The organism is Janthinobacterium rivuli (assembly GCF_009208735.1).
Taxonomy (GTDB): domain Bacteria; phylum Pseudomonadota; class Gammaproteobacteria; order Burkholderiales; family Burkholderiaceae_D; genus Janthinobacterium.
The window spans coordinates 275465-293737 of the sequence record NZ_WFLJ01000007.1 but is presented as its reverse complement, the minus strand read 5'-3'; the positions used below and the strand labels follow the sequence as shown (position 1 = coordinate 293737).

Genomic DNA, 18273 nt, shown 5'->3' with positions numbered 1-18273 from the left:
CCTGCGCCGCGCCCGCCGCCGTTGCGTCGCGCCACCGCGCCCGTGGCCGCTTGCGCGCCGCAGGCGGATGCCGGGCAGGCGGCAGCGTGCGTGGCGCTGGACGAGCAAAACGCGGCCCTGAATGACAAGCTCGGTGAATTGGAGGGCAAGATCGGCGCCTTGCAACAGGCGCTGGCGCTGCCTGCCACCGCAGCCGCTGCACCGGCGGTCGCGCCGGCCGAGGCGCCGCTTCCCCGCGCCAAGCCCAAGCCCCTGCATGCGGCGCCGGTAGTCGACAAGGACAAGCAGGCGGGCGGCAACGGCTTGCTGTGGCTCGGTATCGGCACCCTTGTGTTCCTGTTGCTGACGGCGGTCATCGTGTATGTCGTGCGCAAACGCAAGCAAGCGGCGGGGCCGGGCGCGCCGTCGAAATACTGGGTCTTGCTGCGCAAGCCATTCGGCCGCAGGAAGAAAGACGTGCCCGTGCTGACGGAGGCGGTGGAAGAGGAGGCGGCGGCCGAGCCGGCAGCGGAACCGTTCTCGCGTTAAAGCCGCTGCAAGGCGGCGCTGAAATTTGATATAAAAAAGATATTGAAAAAAGACAGAAAAATGCTTGTCTATCGTGTTGCCTATTTCTTAAAGGTGGTGATATGATTAATTCAGTGGACTTGCTCTACGATAAAACAGCCCCAGCCTGTCGCAGTCACCAACGATAGTGTGGCGCGGCAAACAGGTGTAGCGTTGCATAAACGCCTGGGTCTGGAAGCGGTTCGCGATGCCGACGATGTGCTCGCGAACGCCGGATGCAACCGGCAGCGAGGCGACGCCAGGAGATACCTGGGGCTCGCCTTCCCAATTCCCCCTCCTTGTTTTCGGGCGCTGCGGATGGCGCGCTCCCCGGCACGGCGGCAGACGTAAAAAAAGCACCCGCGGGTGCTTTTGTCATTTCTGGCGTGGCAAGCTTGCTTACATGCGCGCGCGCGCGCCCTGCATGGCATTTGGCAGTTGCGTCATCCACGGTTCCGTGATGGCGCGGATTTCGCGGTCATTGGCCAGGATTTGCTTGAGCAAGTCGATCTTGCGCTGGCGCGAGGCGCCGGCCAGGGCGGGCACCTTGCCCGTCATGGTCGCGCTGGCGGCGCTGGCGCACTGGTTTTCCAGGGCATCCAAGTCATCCCAGTCGCTCGAACGTGCGGCCACGACCATTTTATTGGTCATTCCTGCAATATTTTCATACATCGAAAGAACGTCGTTGGAGGTCATGAGCACACCCGTAACTAGTGAATGGATTACCGCTTGTCTAGATTAACGGCGGGTTTGGCGGGAACTTGAGGGTGTTTTTGAAAAAAAAGTGAAAATAATGTAGAGAGTTTGGGCGGGCCGCCGGAATCGCCCGCAAACCCGCATGGATGCAGGGTCGGTGATCCGGTGGTGGGGAGTTATTTGACGAGTTCTTCCAATCCCGCGCTCAGTTCGGCTGGCGGCGGCATCTTGTCGAGCAGTACCGAGGGCGGCAAACCCAGTGCTTCGGCCACATTGCCGGGGTAGCAAGCGATGATTTCTTCATTGCTCAGTGCGTTTTCATCGATGCGGGCGCGCCAGGCGGCCAGGTGGATGATGGCGGCCAGGCGGTTCAGCGGCGCCTTGGCCAGCGGGTCGGGAAAGGCGGCGATGGCGTCGGCAAAGGCGGCGGGGAACTTCCAGCGGCGCGCCAGTTCGGCGCCCACTTGCGCATAGTCATAGCCCAGCGAGGCACGCTCCGCGTCGAGCCGGCGCGCATCGAGCGGCGGGGCGATCTTGTCGAGCTGCATGGCTTGTTCGGGCATGGCGGCATGGATCACCAGTTGTCCGATCGCATGCATCATGCCGATGGTGAACGCCAGGTCCTGGTTGTCGCCCGTCTGCCTGGCGATCCAGCGGGCCGACACGGCGCTGTGCAGGCTGTAGCGCCAGAATTGCGGCAGGTTCAGGCCGGGCACGGCCTTGAAGCCGCTGACCAGGCCCGAGCTGATGACGAGGGTGCGCACGGTCACAAAACCGAGCATCAGCACGGCGTCTTCCACCGTGCCGATGCTGCGCGAGACGTGGTAATAGGCCGAATTGGCCAGCCGCAACAGCTTGGCGCTCAAGGCCGGGTCCGCTCCAAGCTGGCGCGCGATGTCTTCGGTGGCGATGGCGGGGTTGTCGAAACTGCGCACCAGTTCCTCGACGATCTTCGGGGCGGCAGGCAGGGCGTGGGGTTGCTGGAACAGCGCTTCCAGTTGCATGGCAATCTCCTTGGCGTACTCGCGGCGTGGGGTCGTGAAACTATAGGCCGATTTTTTGTCCGCATGCAAAAAAGTTCCGGGACGCTTTTTTCACGGGAAACAGGCTATGATTTTGACTACTCCATCGAAAGGATCGCCATGCACGATTTGCGTTTTTCCTGGTCCCGGACACCTGTCCAGGCCGCCATCGTCCTCGCCCTGGCCGGCGTCTCGCTGACCGCTTTGCCGGCCCACGCGCATGGCCAGCCAGCGCCGGCCAGCGCCGCTGTCCCTGCTGCCGCCGCGGACTTGCCCGGCGACGACTTCTATGACTACGTGAATGGCGACTGGCTGCGCGGCACGCAGATTCCCGCCGACCGCAGCAGCTGGGGTTCGTTCGCCATCCTCGCCAATGCGACCAACGAGCGCATCATCGCCCTCGTCGAAGGCTTGGCGGCGGCGCCGCAGGCCGATGTGTCCGCGCGCCAGGTCAGCGATTTCTACCGTGCCTGGATGGATGAATCGGCCATCGAAGCGAAAGGCTGGGCGCCGATCAAGCCCTTGTTGAGCAAGATCAATGGCATACGCGACCGGGCGGGGCTGGCCCGCGCGCTGGGCGAGAGCTTGCGCGCCGATGTCGATCCGCTCAATGCCACCAATTTTTATACGGAAAACCTGTTTGGCCTGTGGGTGGCGCAAGATTTGAACGACACGACGCGCAACGTGGCCTACCTGCTGCAGGGCGGCCTGGGTTTGCCCGACCGCGCCTTTTACCAGGACGACAGCGCCCGCATGCAGGGCTTGCGCGCGGGCTACCAGGCGCATATCGCCGCCATGCTCAAGCAGGCCGGCTACAGCGATGCGCCGGCCCGCGCCGCGCGCGTGTTTGCGCTGGAACAGCAAATTGCCGCCAGTCACGCCAGCCGCGAGGATTCGGCCGATGTCGCCAAGGGTAACAACGCCTGGCGCGCCGCCGACTTCGCCAGCAAGGCGCCGGGCCTGGACTGGCAAGCGTTCTTCCAGGCGGCGGGCCTGGGCAAGCAGACGGATTTCATCGTCTGGCATCCGACGGCCATGACGGGCAGCGCCGCGCTGGTGGCGAGCGTGCCGCTGGCCACGTGGAAGGATTTCCTCGCCTTCCACGCGATCAACCATTTCAGCACGATTCTGCCGAAGGGCGCCGCCGATCAGCGTTTCGCCTTCTATGGCCAGACCCTGAGCGGCACGCCGCAGCAGTCGCCGCGCAGCAAGCGCGCGCTGGCGGCGACGAACGCGGCCTTGAGCGACGCCGTCGGTAAACTGTATGTGGAACGCTATTTCCCGCCAGAATCGAAAGCCCGCGTGCAAGACATGGTGACGAATATCGTCGCCGCCTTCTCGCGCCGCATCGACAAGCTGGACTGGATGGCGCCGGCCACCAAGGCGCAGGCGCAGGAAAAGCTCAAGACCCTGTATGTGGGCGTGGGGTATCCGGAACGCTGGGATGACTATGCGGGCTTGCGCGTCGTGCGCGGCGACGCGCTGGGCAATGTGCAGCGGGCGGAACAGTTTCATTACCGGCAGGAGTTGGCCAAGCTGAGCCAGTCTCCCGACCGCAAGGCCTGGGCCATGCCGGCGCAGCTGGTCAACGCCGTCAACCTGCCGCTGCAAAATGCGCTGAACTTTCCGGCCGCCATCCTGCAGCCGCCATTCTTCGACCCGCAGGCATCCGACGCGGCCAACTATGGCGGCATCGGCGCCACCATCGGGCACGAGATCAGCCACAGCTTCGACGACCAGGGCGCGCAATTCGACGCCCAGGGCAAGCTGCGCGACTGGTGGACGCCGGCCGACCTGGCGCATTTCCAGGCCGCGTCCAAACAATTGGTGGCGCAGTTCGCCGCCTATAAACCGTTCCCCGACCTGGCCGTGAATGGCCAGCTGACCCTGAGTGAAAACCTGGCCGACCTGGCCGGCGTGGCGGCCGCGCATGACGCGTTCACCCTGTCGCAGCAGGGCAAGCCGGCGCAGCCGGGCGCGGACCGCGATTTCTTCATCGGCTATGGCGTCAGCTGGCGCAGCAAGGCGCGCGAAGCTGCCGCGCGCCAGCAAATCCTCACGGACGGCCATGCGCCGGCGCAATACCGCGCCGCCACCGTGCGCAACCTTGATGCCTGGTACCCGGCATTCGACGTCCAGCCCGGGCAGCAGCTGTACCTGGCGCCGGAACAGCGCGTGCGCGTCTGGTAGCAGAGGTGGACGGTGCCGGACGCGCAACGCGCCGGCACCGTAAAATGGCGGAACTTATCGATAGGACCGCCATGAAGCCGACCCCGCCGCAAGATCAGCAAGACCCCATCCACGCCATCACCGGGCGCACCCTGGCCCATTACGACGCCAGCGCCGAGCAGTTTTTCGAAGGCACGCGCGACCACGACGTCAGCCAGAACATCGCCGCGCTGCTGGGGGCCATCGGCAGGCCCGCGCCTTTGGAAATTCTCGACCTCGGTTGCGGCCCTGGCCGCGACCTGAAGGCGTTCACGGCCATGGGCCACCATGCCACGGGCGTCGATGGCTGTCCCCGCTTCGTCGAGATGGCGCGCGCCTACAGCGGCTGCACCGTGTGGCAGCAGGATTTCGTCGACCTCGACTTGCCGGCAGGGCACTTCGACGGCGTGTTCGCCAATGCCGTGCTGTTCCACGTGCCCAGCGCCGCCTTGCCCGGCGTGCTGCGCGCCCTGCATGCGTGCCTGAAGGACGGCGGCGTGCTGTTCAGTTCGAACCCGCGCGGGCACAACCAGGAAGGCTGGAATGGCGCGCGCTACGGCAGCTACCACGATGAAGCGACGTGGGCCGCATATGTACAGGCCGCCGGTTTTACCTTGATCGAGCAGTACTACCGTCCGCCCGGCTTGCCGCGCGACCAGCAGCCGTGGCTGGCCACCGTCTGGCGCAAGGGCGCGGCGGCGTGATCGGCGATATCGGCGTAGTGTTAGGAACCGTACAGAGCCTTTGATCCTCGTTGCATACTATGGACACATCGACACGCAGCAAGCAGTCTGCAACAGCGTGTGAGCCGCAGTACCGGCCTTTGCGGGCTGGACAACAGATGTACCAACTACAGTGAGGATCCATCATGAACAAAGATCAAGTCGAAGGTAAACTGAAGGAAGTCGGCGGTAAAATCCAGGAAGCCGCTGGCAAAGTCGTCGGCAGCGAAGAACAGCAAGCCAAGGGCCTGGCAAACCAGGTCGAAGGCAAAGTGCAGAAGAAGGTTGGCGATGTGAAGGACGCAGTCGAGACCATCACCCGCAAGCCATAATGGTGGACATCTGACAAGACCTACTGCGCGTCGCGACTTGCGGCCTGCGATGCTCACTGTGCTAGAGCACAGTTCCGCTTCTCGGCCACAATTGGCTTCCGCTCGCTACGGTCCTGTCAGATGTCGTTACTGTGCTTGATCGCATTGAGCACAGTACAAAACAAAAAAACCGCCGCCTGTCGCAAGACAGGCGGCGGTTTTTTATTGGATGCAACGCAAGCTTACTGTGCTGGCTTCATCAGGTTCTGCTTGAAGAACAGCTCGATTTTCTTGTACACGTGGCGCTGGCCCGCGCGCGACGAGATGCCGTGCTTGGCGCCCGGGTACGTCATCAGGTCGAATTGCACGCCGCGGTTCACCAGCGCGTCGATCAGGCGCGTGCTGTTGCTGAACAGGACGTTGTCGTCGGCCATGCCGTGCACCAGCAGCAGCGGCGACTTCAAGCCGTCGAGGTGGGCGAACACGGTGCTGGCCTTGTAGCCGTCCACGTTTTCCTTCGGCATGCCGAGGAATTGCTCCGTGTAGTGGGTGTCGTACAGTGACCAGTCGGTGACGGGCGCCACGGAAACACCCATGGCGATCTTGTCGGATGCTGCCGACAGCAAACGCAGGGTCATGAAGCCGCCATAGCTCCAGCCGAACACGCCGATGCGTTTCGCATCAACGAAGCTTTGCTTGCCCAGCCAGTCGATGCCCACCAGTTGATCGGCCACTTCGGCCGCGCCCAGCTTGTGATAGATGGCGTCCGTGAAGGCGCGCTCGCGGCGCGAGGAACCGCGGTTATCGAGACGGAAGACGACAAAGCCCTGCTGCGCCATGTACTGGTCGAAGTTGTTGCCCCAGCGGCGAGCCACGTGCTGCGAGTGCGGGCCGCCATACGTCGACAGGTAGACGGGATAGCGCTTGCTCGCGTCGAAGTTCGACGGCTTGACGATGGAGTAGTACAGCGTCTGGCCATCGTTGGCTTTCAGGGTACCGTACTCCGTCGGCAGGTGGTCCGCCTTGTACTTGAAATACGGATGGCTGGCGTTGAGCGCGTTTTCTTCCAGCCAGCCCACCATGGCGCCGTCCGGGCGGCGGATGCTCACCTGCGGCGGCGTGGCCGGGTCGGAATACGTGTCGACGAACACTTCGCCATTGCGCGAGAATGTCGTGTCGTGCCAGCCGTCGGCTTTCGTCACGCGCTGCGGCTTGTCGGCCGTGCTGCCGTCCAGCGCCAGGGCGTAGGTCTGCTTGTCGATCACGGCGTCGCGGTTCGACGCTACATACACCTTGCCCGTCTTCTGGTTCACGGCCAGCACGCCGTCGATGCCCCATGCGCCCGACGTGACCGGGTGCAGCAGCTTGCCGCTCATGTCGTACAGGTACAGATGGTTGCGGCCCGTGCGCTCGGACGACCAGAGGAAGGTGCCGTTCGACAGGAAGCGCAGGTCGTCATGGATGCTGACCCAGGTTGCCGACGTTTCCGTCAGCAGGGTGCGCTGCGCCAACGTGGCGGCATCGACGGCGACCAGGTCGAGGGTCTTCTGGTCGCGCGACTGGCGCTGGTAGACGAGCGACTTGCCGTCCGCGCTCCAGTCGGCGCGCACCAGGTAGATGTCCGGATTCGTGCCCAGGTCCACCTGGCGCTGCGCGCCCGTTTCCGGCGACACGATCAGCAGCTGCACCAGCACGTTCGGATCGCCCGCGGCAGGGTAGCGCTGCTCGACGACGTCGGTGCGGTCGGCGAAGATTTCGAAGCGGCGCACGACGGGCACGGGCGCTTCGTCATAGCGTTTATAGGCGATGGCGGAATCGTCGGGGGCCCAGTAGTAACCGGTGCGCTGGCCCATTTCTTCCTGCGCCACGAATTCGGCTTCGCCGTTGCGGATGGTGCCCTTGCCATCGGTCGTCAACTGGCGTTCCTGGCCCGATTTCAGGTCGATCACGTAGATGTTTTGATCGCGCACAAACGACACGTAGCGGCCTTTCGGCGAGATTTTCGGGTCCAGCACATTGCCCTTGGCGACCAGGCGCGCCTTGTCCGGATGCGCCGCATCGATCAGATACAGATTGCCGGCCAGCGGCACCAGCAGCTGCTTGCCGTCCGGCGACCAGCTGTAGCTGAGAATGCCGTTCAGGCTGGCCGTGCGCTCGCGTTCGCGGCGTGCCTGCTCTTCGGGAGAAATCGTTTCATTCGGCACCAGCGCCTTCGAGTCGACCAGGCGGTGCGTGCTCTTGTCCTTCAGCTTGAATTCCCACAGGTCGAGCTGGAACTGGTTGTCGGCGCGGCCGCGCAGGAACGTGACGCGCTCGCCGTCGGGCGAGACTTTCAGGTTGCGCACGCCGGGGCCGGCCAGCGCCGGATCGGCGTGAATGCGTTCCAGGGTCAGCTTTTCAGCCGATGCGGGAACGCTGGCCATCGCGGCCAGAAAACAAAAAATAAAACGCATGGATGTCTCGGTAGTTGGAAGGGGAATGGCACTGCATGTCGAGGCAAGCTTGAGCATTGCCTAAGCGTAAGACGATACCAGAGCGTGCCTGTTTATGCGATAGCCCCGGCCACGGAATAAGACGGTCCTGGCCGTATTTCCTTCGTCAAAAATATCCGAGTGCCGCGCATTCCATGGCACTTTATGTGTTTCAGGCCAATATCGACCCTGCGATCACCGTCAGGCAGGCGCCGCCTATCCAGGCGTGGCCATTGCGGAAGCGGACGGACACGCGGCCGTCGCGCTGCAAGCAGGTGCCCTGGCGGACCGTGTAGTCGCCGCCCTTCAGCAGCTGCGCGATGCAGGCGTTGGCGCTGCCCGTGACGGGGTCTTCCACCAGCGCGCCATGCTCGCTGAGCAGCACGCGCACTTCGTAGTCGGCCGGGCCACCCGCCGCGTGGGCGCCGTACAGCGCCAGGCCGTCCGCCCGGGCGGCTGCCAGCAATGCCGTCAGCGCCGCGATGTCGGCATTGCTGGCCAGGCAGGCGGCGGCGTTTGCCAGCGGCACGCACAGCCAGCGGATGCCCATCTCGACGACGCTGCCGGCGGCGACCGGGGCGCCGCCCAGCGCAGTTTGCAGAAGCGGCAGCAGGGCCGGATCGAGCGGGCGCGCGGTGCAGGGCGGCGCCTGGAACGCCAGCACGCCGCCGGCCTGCCGTTCAATTGGCACCAGGCCGACGCCGCATTCCTGCACGATGTGCGCGCCTTTCGGCCGCATGCCCGCGTCGAGCAGCGCGTGCGCCGTGCCCAGAGTCGGGTGGCCGGCGAACGGGAATTCCGTCTCGGGCGAAAAAATCCGCACGCGGTAGTCGGCTGCCGGGTCGCGCGGCGCCAGCACGAAGGTGGTTTCCGACAGCCCAGTCCAGCGCGCGATGGCCTGCATCTGCGCGCCGTCGAGGCCATCGGCGCCCAGCACCACGGCCAGCGGATTGCCCATGAAGGGCACGCTGCTGAAGACATCGACTTGCCTGAAGGGGCGCGGTTGCGGCATGGCGGCTCCTTGTCCCGGTGTCAGGCTTCGCGCATGCGGCGCAGCGACAGGCGGTTCAGATACCAGGTCAGCAGCACGGCGGCCACCGTCAGGCCCGTGACGAGGCCGATCCAGAAACCGGCGGCGGCCATCGGCTCGGCCGGCGACCAGATGAAGCATGCCGGCGCGAGGCCCAGCACATAGCCGATCGGCAGCGAGAAGCCCCAGAAGGCCAGCAGCTGGATCAGCATCGGCTGGCGCGTCACCTTGTAGCCGCGGATGGCGCAGGACGTGGCCACCTGCGTGGCGTCGGACAGCTGGAACAGGGCGGCGAACAGCAGCAGCTGCGCGCACAGCGCCTGTACCTGCGGGTCGGACGTGTAGGCTTGCGCGATCTGGTGGCGGAAGACGGTGATCAGGGTGGCAGAGACGATGGCCGCCGTCAGCGACATGGCCACGCCGACCCACGAAATGAAGCGCGCGCGGCGCAGGTTGGCTTCGCCCACGGCGTGGCCCACGCGCGTGACGAGCGCGATGCCGAAGGTGAGCGGCACCATGAAGACGACGGACGAGAAATTCAGGGCGATCTGGTGCGCCGACACCTGGATCACGCCGAAGCGCGCCACCAGCAGGCTGATGACGCCGAACGCGCTCACCTCGGCAAAGTAGGTCACGCCGATGGGCAGCCCCAGGCGCAGCATGGGGCCGATGGACGCCAGCTGCGGCCATTCCCAGTGGGCGAACGGATACGTGGCGTGGTAGGCGGGCGCGATGCGGATCCACGCCAGCATGGCCAGCAGCATCATCCACACGCAGCAGGTGGTGGCCACGGCGCAGCCCACGCCGCCCAGCTTTGGCATGCCCCAGTGGCCGTAGATCAGCAGGTAGTTCACGAGAATGTTTAGCGCCAGCGCGGCCAGCGCGATGACCATCACGGGCTTGGTCTGGTTGATGCTGGTGCTGTAGCCGTACAGCGCGCGGTAGGCGGCGAACGGCGGCAGCGCGCAGCTGATGATGTGCACGAACAGCTTGGCCTTGGCCGCCACGTTTGGCTCCAGCATCAGGTGGTCGAACACCAGCGCCGCCATGTTCGTCAGCAGGCACGCCACCAGGCCCACCAGCAGCGCCTTCCACAGCGACTGGCGCACGATGTGCGGCACCTTGTCGTGGCGCGCGGCGCCGATTTCATGCGCCACCAGGGTATTGATCGCCATCATGATGCCGCTCACGGTGACGAGCACGATGGACCAGATGGCCGCGCCCAGCGAGACGGCGGCCAGTTCCTCGGGATTCGTATGCCCCGTCATCGCCACGTCGGCCGCGCCCATGCCGACGGTGGCCAGCTGGCCGATCAGGATGGGCCACGCCAGCTTCCACAGCGAAGAGATCTCAGTACGGACGGCGGGCAGGGTGAACGAGGTAGTGTGTGGCATAGGCGGCAAGCTTGACTAAACACAAGATTCTACCGGCATTCGCCGTGCTTGTCCGCCGTGGCGTCCGGGGGAGGGCCGGGCGCGGTAATCATTTGTTACAGCTAAGTTGGCCGGTCGCGGATAGACTGCGCGCTCTATTTGGCAAGATGACCAAATAGTCACACCGTACTATCCTGACTATGGAGTAAGACCATGTTGAAGAAAGCCTTGAACTGCGCCCTGTTGCTGGGCGCCGCCATGACGGCCGAACTGGCCGGCGCCGGCGAACTGACCCTGTATTCGCGCGACGATTTTCACGGCCGCTCGCAGACCGTGCGCGACGCCGTCGCCGACCTGGAAAGTGTCCGTTTCAACGACACGACGCAAAGCATCCGCGTGCGCTCGGGCCGCTGGGAAGCGTGCGAGGATGCCGATTTCCGCGGCGCCTGCTTCCTGCTCGAGGCGGGCGAGTATCCCTCGCTCGATGGCCGCGCGAACAAGATCACCTCGCTGCGCGAAGTGCGCGGCGGCTGGGATCGCGGGCGCGACCGCGACTGGGAACGCGAGCGGGACCGGGAGCGCGAATGGGATGGCCACCGCGACCGCGAGCGGGGCCATTTGCCGGGCCGCGCGCTGGGCGGTGAATTGACCTTGTACACGCGCGACGATTTTGTCGGCCGCAGCCTGACCGTGCGCAATGGCGCGGCCGACTTGCGCGAACGCGATTTCAACGACACGGCGCAAAGCGTGCGCGTGCGCGCCGGGTATTGGGAAATGTGTGAGGACGTGGATTTCCGCGGCCGCTGCCGCACCTTGGGTCCCGGCGAATATGCGAACCTGGAACGCATGAGCAACCGCATCTCGTCGGTGCGCGAAGTGCGCTGACGCGGGGCTGGCAAGAGTGGCCGGTTCCAGCCGGGGCCGGCTATTGCTTTTGGTAACAATTTATTGTGCTTTTCCCATACTTTGTTACACCGTTTTCCCCCGGGATGGCTACACTGACATCAGTTGTCATGTCGATCACTTGCCTTTGCCTCGACATAGCTTGGATAGCGGGGGCGGGCACTTGTTACAATGGCATCCTGGCGTTTTGGCCAGGCAAATCATCACCAAAGAATGAAGAATGGAGTTAATCATGACGGGCCCTTTCAAACACGCGCTGGCATGCGCGGCAACCTTGCTGCTCTCGCTGGGGGCGCATGCCACCGCCCATGCTGGTGATATCACCTTGTTCGAAGACGTTGATTTTCGTGGCCGGGCAGTGAACCTGCGCGAGACGACGGACGATCTGTCGCGCTTTGGCTTCAATGACAAGGTGTCGAGCATCCTGGTGCGTTCAGGGACCTGGGATGTGTGTACCGATGCCGGCTTCCGCGGCAATTGCAAGACCCTGGGGCCGGGCGAGTACCGCTCGATGCCGGGCATGAACGACGCCATCAGCTCGGTGCGCGAAGCGGGGCGCGGCGACGGCTACAATCCGGGACGCCCGGGACGTGATCCAGACCGCGGCAATGGCGGCTATGGCCGTGGCGGCAGCCTGGAAGTGTATTCGGGCGCGGGCCAGAACGGCGGCTCGGCGCGCCTGAATCGCGACACGGACGATTTCGTCAGTATCGGCTTCAACGACCGCACCACCAGCATCGTCATCCACAACGGCTACTGGCAGCTGTGCAGTGACGCGAACTACAACGGCGTGTGCCGCATCTTTGGCCCCGGCCGCCACGACGACCTGGGGCGCGGCCTTGACGGGCGCGTCTCGTCGGCGCGCATGGTCGACGAGCGCGAAGCGCGCCGCCAGCAGCAATACGAGAATCAGTACCAGCGGCCGCAGTACGAGCAGCCGCAATATCCGCAATACCAGCAGCCGCAGTACCAGCAGCGTGGCGCCGTCCTGCTGTTCCCCGAGGCCGGCATGCGCGGCGAACCGCTGGCGCTGGACCGCAATGCGGAAGACCTGGTGCGTTACAACTTCAACGACCGCACCTCGTCCATCGTCGTCAACGAGGGCCAGTGGGAAGTGTGCAGCGATTCGAACTTCCGCGGCCGCTGCGAAGTGATCGGGCCGGGAGAATACGGGCGCCTGAACGGCATGGAAAACCAGATTTCCTCGCTGCGCCGCGTGCGCTGATTTCCTCTTGCCGCCATGCGGACAGGCCGCCTGCCGGGAGCATCCCGCCAGGCGGTTTTTACATTCGCTGCCGTGCGCTGACATTTGCTTGCCCTTTGTTACACTCGCCGCCTGCCGCCTGAACTACACTGGCGAAAATGTCTCAGTATTGGAGTTGTCATGGTTCGATCTTTCCGTCCCGCGCTGTTGTGCGCCGCCACCTTCCTCGCCCCCCTTGCCGCATCCGCGGGCGAAATCACCCTGTTCGAGGATGCCGGTTTCCGTGGCCGCCCGGTCACCCTGCGTTCCGACACGGGCGACCTGTCGCGCGTGGGCTTTAACGACAAGACCTCGAGCATCATCGTGCGCTCGGGTACCTGGGAAGTGTGCAAGGATGCCAATTACCGTGGCAACTGCCGCGTGCTGCAGCCTGGCCGCTACGACACCATGCCGGGCATGAACGACGCCGTTTCGTCCGTGCGCGAAGTGGGCCGCCCGGGCCATGGCGGCGGCGACCACCGTCCGTATCCTCCCCGCCCCCCGCGTCCGGAGCCGGAGCGCCCTCATCCCGGCTATCCGGGCCATGGCGGCGGGCACCGTCCCGACATGAACGGCGCCGTGCTGATGTTCCCCGATGCGGGCATGCGCGGCCGGCCCGTGCGCCTGGACCGTGAAGTGCGCGACTTGAGCCGCTATGGCTTCAACGACCGCGCCGAATCGATCGTCGTCAATTACGGCCGCTGGGAATTCTGCGTCGATGCCAATTTCCGCGGCCGCTGCGTGGTGATGGGGCCAGGCAGCTACGGTCGCCTGCACGGTGGCCTCGACCGCCGCATTTCCTCGCTGCGCCGCGTGCGCTGATGCGCCGCCGGGCGGCGTTGTATTGTGCACACGCTGTCCGGCGCCCAATTCGTGTACTCTTCCCATAGGCAGTTCAACCATGGGGAGCAAGCACGGTGGAATACAAGGACTACTACAAGGAGCTTGGCGTCGAGAAGACGGCGTCCGAGGCCGACATCAAGAAGGCGTACCGCAAGCTGGTACGCAAATACCATCCCGACGTGAGCAAGGAGCCGGACGCCGACAAGCGCACCAAGGCCCTCAACGAAGCCTACGGCGTGCTGGGCGACGCGGAAAAGCGCGCCGCCTACGATGAACTGGGCCGTAACCAGGGTGCGCAGGGCCAGCCTTTCCGTCCGCCGCCGGACTGGGGTTCGGGCTACGAATCGTCGGGCGTCGACGACAGCGACTTCTTTGCCGACCTGTTCGCCCACGTGGGCGGGCGGCGCCGCGCCGGCGGCAGTTTCCAGATGCAGGGCGAGGACAGCCACGCCGCCATCACCATCGATTTGCAGGACAGCTACCAGGGCGCCAGGCGCCACATCGTCATGCGCGTGCCCGAAGCGGATGCGCAAGGCCATGTAGTGACGCGCGAGCGCACGCTGGAAGTGACGATACCGAAAGGCGTCACGGAAGGACAGCAGCTGCGCATGAAAGGGCAGGGCAATCCGGGCAGCGGCGGCGCGCCGGCCGGTGATTTGTACCTGGAGATCCGCTTCCGGCCCGATGCGCGCTACAAGGTGGAAGGGCGCGACGTCTTCGAGACGGTGCCCGTCACGCCGTGGGAAGCGGCGCTGGGCGGCGAAATCGACGTGCCCACGCCATCGGGCACGGTGTCCGTCAGCGTGCCGCCCAATTCGCAGACAGGGCGCAAGCTGCGCCTGAAGGGGCGCGGCATCCCCGCCGCCCAGGCGGGTGACCTGTATCTGCTGCTGGAAGTGGTGCTGCCGCCGGCGAACGACGACAAGGCGCGCGAACTGTATGCAACCATGGCGCGCGAGATGGCTTTCAATCCGCGCCAGAAGCTGGGAGGGTAAATCATGACCAACAAGATAATTGGCGAATTGCTCGAAGACCGTGCCCTGAGCCTGGAAGAACTGGCGCGCGCCTGCGCCGTGGAGCCGGACTGGGTGGTGCAGCACGTGCAGACGGGCGTGCTGCTGCAAAACGGCCCGCCAGCGGGGCAGCTGACGGCCTGGCGCTTCACCAGCCTGGATCTGGTGCGCGCGCGCCGCCTGCATGAAATCGAATCCGTGTTCGACGCGAACGCCGAACTGGCCGCGCTGGTGGTCGACCTATCGGAAGAAGTGGCGCGCCTGCGCCGCCGCCTGCACGTGCTGGGCGTCGAGTAGGTTTTACTCAGGCTCGCCGTGCCGCTGCACGGTGATCCTGCCGATATAAAACCGCCCATCGACGACGACCCGGTGCGGGATGCCGGCCACGTCGAAGCCGGGGCCGCCGTCTTCCATCCATTCCTGCGCCAGCGAGTCGAACTGCTGCGGCGTCATGCGCAGCATCTGCGCCGTGATGACGAAGCGCGCGCCTGGTTTCTGTTTGTTGACGAAGTCGTCGATGCCGGCCATGTTGAATCCTTGTTGAAGTGTTACCCGCATCATACCTGTGTCAATTGCGAGCTCACAACGCCTGACAAAACCGTAGCGAGCGGCAGCGATTTGTGGCTAAGAAGCGCAACCGTGCTCCAGCACGGTGAGCATCGCAGGCCGCAAAGCGCGACGCGCAGTAGGTTTTGTTTGGCGTTTAAAACCCTTGTGCCAGCAACGGCAACTGCTCCGCAAACCGCTCCGTCAACCACTTGCCCGCCTGGCCCGGCGGCGTGTCGGCGCGCTGGATCAGGTAAATCGGGTAATTCTCGCCATTGTCGACGGCCAGCGGCAGGTGCACCAGGCGCCCGGCCTGCAGGTCGTCGCGCACCATCGCTTCGGGCATGTTGCCCCAGCCCAGGCCAGCGCGCAGCAGCGCGTGCTTGGAGCCGAGGTCGCCCAGGCGCCAGTTGCGCAATCCCAGCACGCCGAAATCCTGGCCCTGCGTCAGGTCGCTGCGGTCGGTCAGCACCAGCTGCACATGTTCGCGCGCCACGTTCGAGGCGATCGGCCCTTCCTGTTGCGCCAGCGCGTGGCTGGGCGCGGCCACGGGAATGAGGCGCACGTGGCCCACGGCCAGGCGCTCGAAGACGCTGGCCGTGGCCGTCATCCAGCCGCCGAGGCCGATGTGGCAGCTGCCATCCATCACCAGCTGCGCCACGGCGCCCATGGCCTCGATGCGCAGGCGCAGGGCGACGGTGGGGAACTGCGCCTGAAAGGCCTCGAGTACGCGCACCAGCACGCAGGTGGGAAACATCACGTCGACCACCACCGACACCTCCGCTTCCAGCCCGCCGGCCAGCGCCTTGGCGCGCGCGCGCATGCCGTCCACCTTCAGGGCCACGGCGCGCGCGTCGGCCAGCAGGGCCTTGCCCGCATCCGTCAGGGTGGGCTTGCGCTTGCCGCGGTCGAGCAGCACCACGTTCAGTTGTTCTTCCAGGTTGGCGATGGTGTAGCTGATCACCGACTGCGTGCGGTGCAGCTGGCGCGCCGCGTGGGCGAAGCCGCCCGCGTCGATGACGGCGACGAACACGCGCAACTGGTCGAGCGAAGGCTGGCCCGGTTCTCTCATGGAAACTCCCTATCTAAAAATTCGATGCTAACCATTGATATTTATACGGTTTCATCGATGGTAGACCCGAATTATGCTGTGTGCAAGGGCTGCGATGCGGCCATTCCCGTCACCCGTTTTCACTGGAGCACTTCATGAGCAAGGTCTTATACATCAATAGCAGCGTGCGCAACAGCGGTTCCCTGTCGCGCCAATTGTCCGGCGAATTCGTCGCGACACTGGCCGCGCAAGGCGCCAGCGTGGTCGAACGCGACCTGGCGGCGCAGCCCGTGCCGCACCTGACGGAAGAGGTGATGGGCGCCTTCTTCACGCCGGCCGACCAGCGCAGCGCGCAGGCGGCAGCGGCCGTGCAATTGTCCGATACCCTGGTCGATGAATTGCTGGCCGCCGACGTGCTGGTGCTGGCCGCGCCCATGTACAACTTTTCCGTGCCCTCGACCCTGAAGGCGTGGATCGACCACGTGGCGCGCGCCGGTCGCACTTTCCAATACACGGCGACGGGCCCGGTCGGCCTGGCGACGGGCAAGAAAGCCGTGATTTTCACGGCCAGCGGCGGCGTCTACAGCGAAGGCCCGGGCGCCGCGTATGATTACCTGAGCACCTATCTGCGCACGGCGCTGGGCTTCATCGGCATCACCGACATCGAGTTCGTGCAAGCCGAAGGCGTGGCCATGGGCGAGGACGCCGTCGCCAGCGCGATCGCCAAGGGCCGTGCCTCGATCGCGGCCCTGGCTGCCTGAGTCTAGCCCCGTCTAGTTCCAAAGAGGGATTGTCAATCTGCCATGGTTGACATAAGCTTGCCGGCGGCACGCCCCGTGCCAGGCCGGCGAGCCGTTCGCCATGAAAGTCCCTCATGCACAAGTTGGCAAGCGCAGTATTGTTCGGATGTTCTTTGTTTTCAGCAGGCATGGCGTTGGCGCAGGCCGCGCCACCGGCGCCGCCCCACGTGGGCCGCCACGCCTCCACCCCCGAGGATATCCGCGCCATCGAGCAAGTCGTCGCCGACTTCCAGGCGGCCCTGATCGCCAAGGATGTCAAGCTGCTGTCGTCGCTGATGCTGCACACCAACATCCTGTTCGCCGCGCCGGCCGACGATGATTTCATCAAGAAAATGCGCGACACGACGGACGTCCACTTCGACGGCGTCGGGGCGGCCGGCTATGTCGGTTTTGCCAACTTCATCAAGCGCGAACCCCAGCGCACGGAAGAAAAATTCTACAACGTCAAGATCACCCAGGACCGCCATGTGGCGTGGGTCAACTTCGACTACGAATTCCTCGTCGGTAATAAATTGTCCAACTATGGCGTGGAAGCGTGGCAAATGGTCAAGCGCGACGGCGAATGGAAAATCCTCAGCGTCGTCTGGTCCATGCATCCCGCGCCGGCGGCAGGGAAGTAGCTGCGCGCCAGGCCGCGTCAGTCGCGCGGCAGTTCGCGGATTTCCACCGTGCCACCTGCGTTCAGTACAGGGTTGCCCAGCAATAATTTTTTCGCATCGTCTATACTTTCAGCTTGCACACGTAGATAGCCTGACAAGTGTGGTGTCACCGCTGTGGTTGTGCCAGAGCGGTGCACGCAGAGGCCGGGCCAGATGGAGCCGCCGCATGAAGATGATGTAGTCATTCACCTTTTTCTCCTGTGCCGCGTGATAAGAAGAGAGCTGAATTGAGTATCCTGAGCAATCGCGAGCGCATGGTTTTACCCTCACCGCGTCAGTCCGTAGAGACAAGCTGTCCGGCCATGTCATTTTTGGAGCGTACATCGTGCCGATAAAGTATGTTGATTTTTATGAAGTGAATTACACGGCAGAGCGCTTGCCGGGCTGTAAACTATGGGGCGCCTACGTCGCCATCTATGCCCCGTCGTCCAACCCCATGCACCGGGTGAATCTGCTGCGCAAGCGCCGGGTGTCGGCTGACCACCAGTTTACAACGGAAGCGGACGCCATGGCGGAAGCGGGCGAGGCAGCCGTCAAGCTGGTCGAGCGGCGCCAGCGCCGTTATGTCTTCCACCCCTGATGCCACCGCGCCGCATCCTGCAGCGCGCGCCAGGGCAGAATCTGCACGCGGCCCGAATGCACGGCTTCCAGTTCCACGTGCGTGACGGGTTCATCCGGCGTGGCCGTTGCGCACAGCTTGACGACGAGGAAGTGTTTTTCCTTGTTGACTGGGGTGACGGCCGTCCATTTGCTGTTGAGTAATTTGTTCGGACGCAAGTTATTGCGATTGGCATGGTGCATGGCGGGCTCCGGATTGGCGTGATGACGAGCTTGCC

General features: G+C 64.5%; 20 protein-coding genes and 1 pseudogene. 12 read left to right on the top strand and 9 right to left on the bottom strand.

Annotation, left to right across the window (positions count from 1 at the left end; translation table 11 throughout):
• Positions 1 to 528 (top strand): annotated as a pseudogene (locus tag GCN78_RS29300) (hypothetical protein); the annotation flags it as partial.
• A 417-nt stretch (positions 529 to 945) separates the two neighbouring features.
• Here the strand turns inward: GCN78_RS29300 and GCN78_RS11925 are convergent.
• Together GCN78_RS11925 and GCN78_RS11920 are read right to left on the bottom strand one after the other, a co-directional pair.
• Positions 946 to 1197, bottom strand: a complete 252-nt coding sequence (locus GCN78_RS11925; RefSeq protein WP_226939589.1) for a flagellar protein FliT — start codon at positions 1195 to 1197, stop codon at positions 946 to 948.
• A 221-nt stretch (positions 1198 to 1418) separates the two neighbouring features.
• The gene (locus GCN78_RS11920; protein WP_152251889.1) at positions 1419 to 2246 is read right to left on the bottom strand and encodes an HDOD domain-containing protein; all 828 of its coding nucleotides are present in this window, start codon (positions 2244 to 2246) and stop codon (positions 1419 to 1421) included.
• 138 nt (positions 2247 to 2384) lie between these two features.
• On the opposite strand from GCN78_RS11920, the gene GCN78_RS11915 reads away from it, so the two are divergent.
• The 3 genes from GCN78_RS11915 to GCN78_RS11905 all read left to right on the top strand — a co-directional run bounded on the left by GCN78_RS11915 (position 2385) and on the right by GCN78_RS11905 (position 5526).
• Positions 2385 to 4454 (top strand): M13 family metallopeptidase, encoded by a 2070-nt coding sequence (locus GCN78_RS11915; protein WP_152251888.1) that lies wholly within the window; start codon positions 2385 to 2387, stop codon positions 4452 to 4454.
• A gap of 71 nt (positions 4455 to 4525) precedes the next feature.
• Positions 4526 to 5176 carry a class I SAM-dependent methyltransferase gene (locus GCN78_RS11910; protein ID WP_152251887.1) on the top strand — a complete coding sequence of 217 codons (651 nt, stop codon included), beginning with the start codon at positions 4526 to 4528 and terminating at the stop codon, positions 5174 to 5176.
• A gap of 164 nt (positions 5177 to 5340) precedes the next feature.
• Positions 5341 to 5526 (top strand): CsbD family protein, encoded by a 186-nt coding sequence (locus tag GCN78_RS11905; protein ID WP_116743435.1) that lies wholly within the window; start codon positions 5341 to 5343, stop codon positions 5524 to 5526.
• 221 nt (positions 5527 to 5747) lie between these two features.
• Here GCN78_RS11905 and GCN78_RS11900 read toward each other — a convergent pair whose 3' ends face one another.
• From GCN78_RS11900 to GCN78_RS11890, 3 genes are all read right to left on the bottom strand, one after another.
• The gene (locus GCN78_RS11900; protein ID WP_152251886.1) at positions 5748 to 7958 is read right to left on the bottom strand and encodes a S9 family peptidase; all 2211 of its coding nucleotides are present in this window, start codon (positions 7956 to 7958) and stop codon (positions 5748 to 5750) included.
• A 190-nt stretch (positions 7959 to 8148) separates the two neighbouring features.
• Positions 8149 to 8988: a PhzF family phenazine biosynthesis protein gene (locus GCN78_RS11895; RefSeq protein ID WP_152251885.1), complete on the bottom strand. Its 840-nt coding sequence runs from the start codon at positions 8986 to 8988 to the stop codon at positions 8149 to 8151.
• 20 nt (positions 8989 to 9008) lie between these two features.
• Positions 9009 to 10400 (bottom strand): MATE family efflux transporter, encoded by a 1392-nt coding sequence (locus GCN78_RS11890; protein WP_152251884.1) that lies wholly within the window; start codon positions 10398 to 10400, stop codon positions 9009 to 9011.
• 192 nt (positions 10401 to 10592) lie between these two features.
• Here GCN78_RS11890 and GCN78_RS11885 point away from each other — a divergent pair, with 192 nt between their 5' ends.
• From GCN78_RS11885 to GCN78_RS11865, 5 genes are all read left to right on the top strand, one after another.
• Entirely contained in the window at positions 10593 to 11264 is a 672-nt protein-coding gene (locus GCN78_RS11885; RefSeq protein ID WP_152251883.1) for a beta/gamma crystallin-related protein, read from the top strand.
• A 250-nt stretch (positions 11265 to 11514) separates the two neighbouring features.
• The gene (locus tag GCN78_RS11880) at positions 11515 to 12507 is read left to right on the top strand and encodes a beta/gamma crystallin-related protein (RefSeq protein WP_193316701.1); all 993 of its coding nucleotides are present in this window, start codon (positions 11515 to 11517) and stop codon (positions 12505 to 12507) included.
• A gap of 159 nt (positions 12508 to 12666) precedes the next feature.
• Positions 12667 to 13347 (top strand): beta/gamma crystallin-related protein, encoded by a 681-nt coding sequence (locus GCN78_RS11875; RefSeq protein ID WP_152251881.1) that lies wholly within the window; start codon positions 12667 to 12669, stop codon positions 13345 to 13347.
• Positions 13348 to 13442: 95 nt separating this feature from the next.
• Positions 13443 to 14363, top strand: a complete 921-nt coding sequence (locus GCN78_RS11870; protein ID WP_152251880.1) for a DnaJ C-terminal domain-containing protein — start codon at positions 13443 to 13445, stop codon at positions 14361 to 14363.
• Between the two features lie 3 nt (positions 14364 to 14366).
• The gene (locus GCN78_RS11865) at positions 14367 to 14678 is read left to right on the top strand and encodes a MerR family transcriptional regulator (protein WP_102121661.1); all 312 of its coding nucleotides are present in this window, start codon (positions 14367 to 14369) and stop codon (positions 14676 to 14678) included.
• A gap of 3 nt (positions 14679 to 14681) precedes the next feature.
• Here GCN78_RS11865 and GCN78_RS11860 read toward each other — a convergent pair whose 3' ends face one another.
• On the bottom strand, positions 14682 to 14909 hold the full coding sequence (locus GCN78_RS11860) for a hypothetical protein (protein ID WP_152251879.1): 228 nt from the start codon (positions 14907 to 14909) through the stop codon (positions 14682 to 14684).
• 175 nt (positions 14910 to 15084) lie between these two features.
• Positions 15085 to 15999 carry a LysR family transcriptional regulator gene (locus tag GCN78_RS11855; RefSeq protein WP_152251878.1) on the bottom strand — a complete coding sequence of 305 codons (915 nt, stop codon included), beginning with the start codon at positions 15997 to 15999 and terminating at the stop codon, positions 15085 to 15087.
• A gap of 134 nt (positions 16000 to 16133) precedes the next feature.
• On the opposite strand from GCN78_RS11855, the gene GCN78_RS11850 reads away from it, so the two are divergent.
• On the top strand, positions 16134 to 16739 hold the full coding sequence (locus tag GCN78_RS11850; protein ID WP_152251877.1) for an FMN-dependent NADH-azoreductase: 606 nt from the start codon (positions 16134 to 16136) through the stop codon (positions 16737 to 16739).
• A gap of 167 nt (positions 16740 to 16906) precedes the next feature.
• Entirely contained in the window at positions 16907 to 17398 is a 492-nt protein-coding gene (locus tag GCN78_RS11845; protein WP_193316700.1) for a nuclear transport factor 2 family protein, read from the top strand.
• A gap of 17 nt (positions 17399 to 17415) precedes the next feature.
• Here the strand turns inward: GCN78_RS11845 and GCN78_RS11840 are convergent, their stop codons facing one another.
• Positions 17416 to 17622, bottom strand: a complete 207-nt coding sequence (locus tag GCN78_RS11840) for a YciI family protein (protein WP_152251875.1) — start codon at positions 17620 to 17622, stop codon at positions 17416 to 17418.
• Between the two features lie 140 nt (positions 17623 to 17762).
• Between GCN78_RS11840 and GCN78_RS11835 the strand changes: the two genes are divergently transcribed.
• Positions 17763 to 18017, top strand: coding sequence for a hypothetical protein (locus tag GCN78_RS11835; protein ID WP_152251874.1), 255 nt, complete (start codon positions 17763 to 17765; stop codon positions 18015 to 18017).
• Here the strand turns inward: GCN78_RS11835 and GCN78_RS11830 are convergent.
• A complete protein-coding gene (locus GCN78_RS11830) occupies positions 17999 to 18238 on the bottom strand; it encodes a TIGR02450 family Trp-rich protein (RefSeq protein WP_152251873.1) in 240 nt (79 codons plus the stop codon). The genes GCN78_RS11835 and GCN78_RS11830 overlap by 19 nt on opposite strands.
• Positions 18239 to 18273 lie beyond the last annotated feature (35 nt).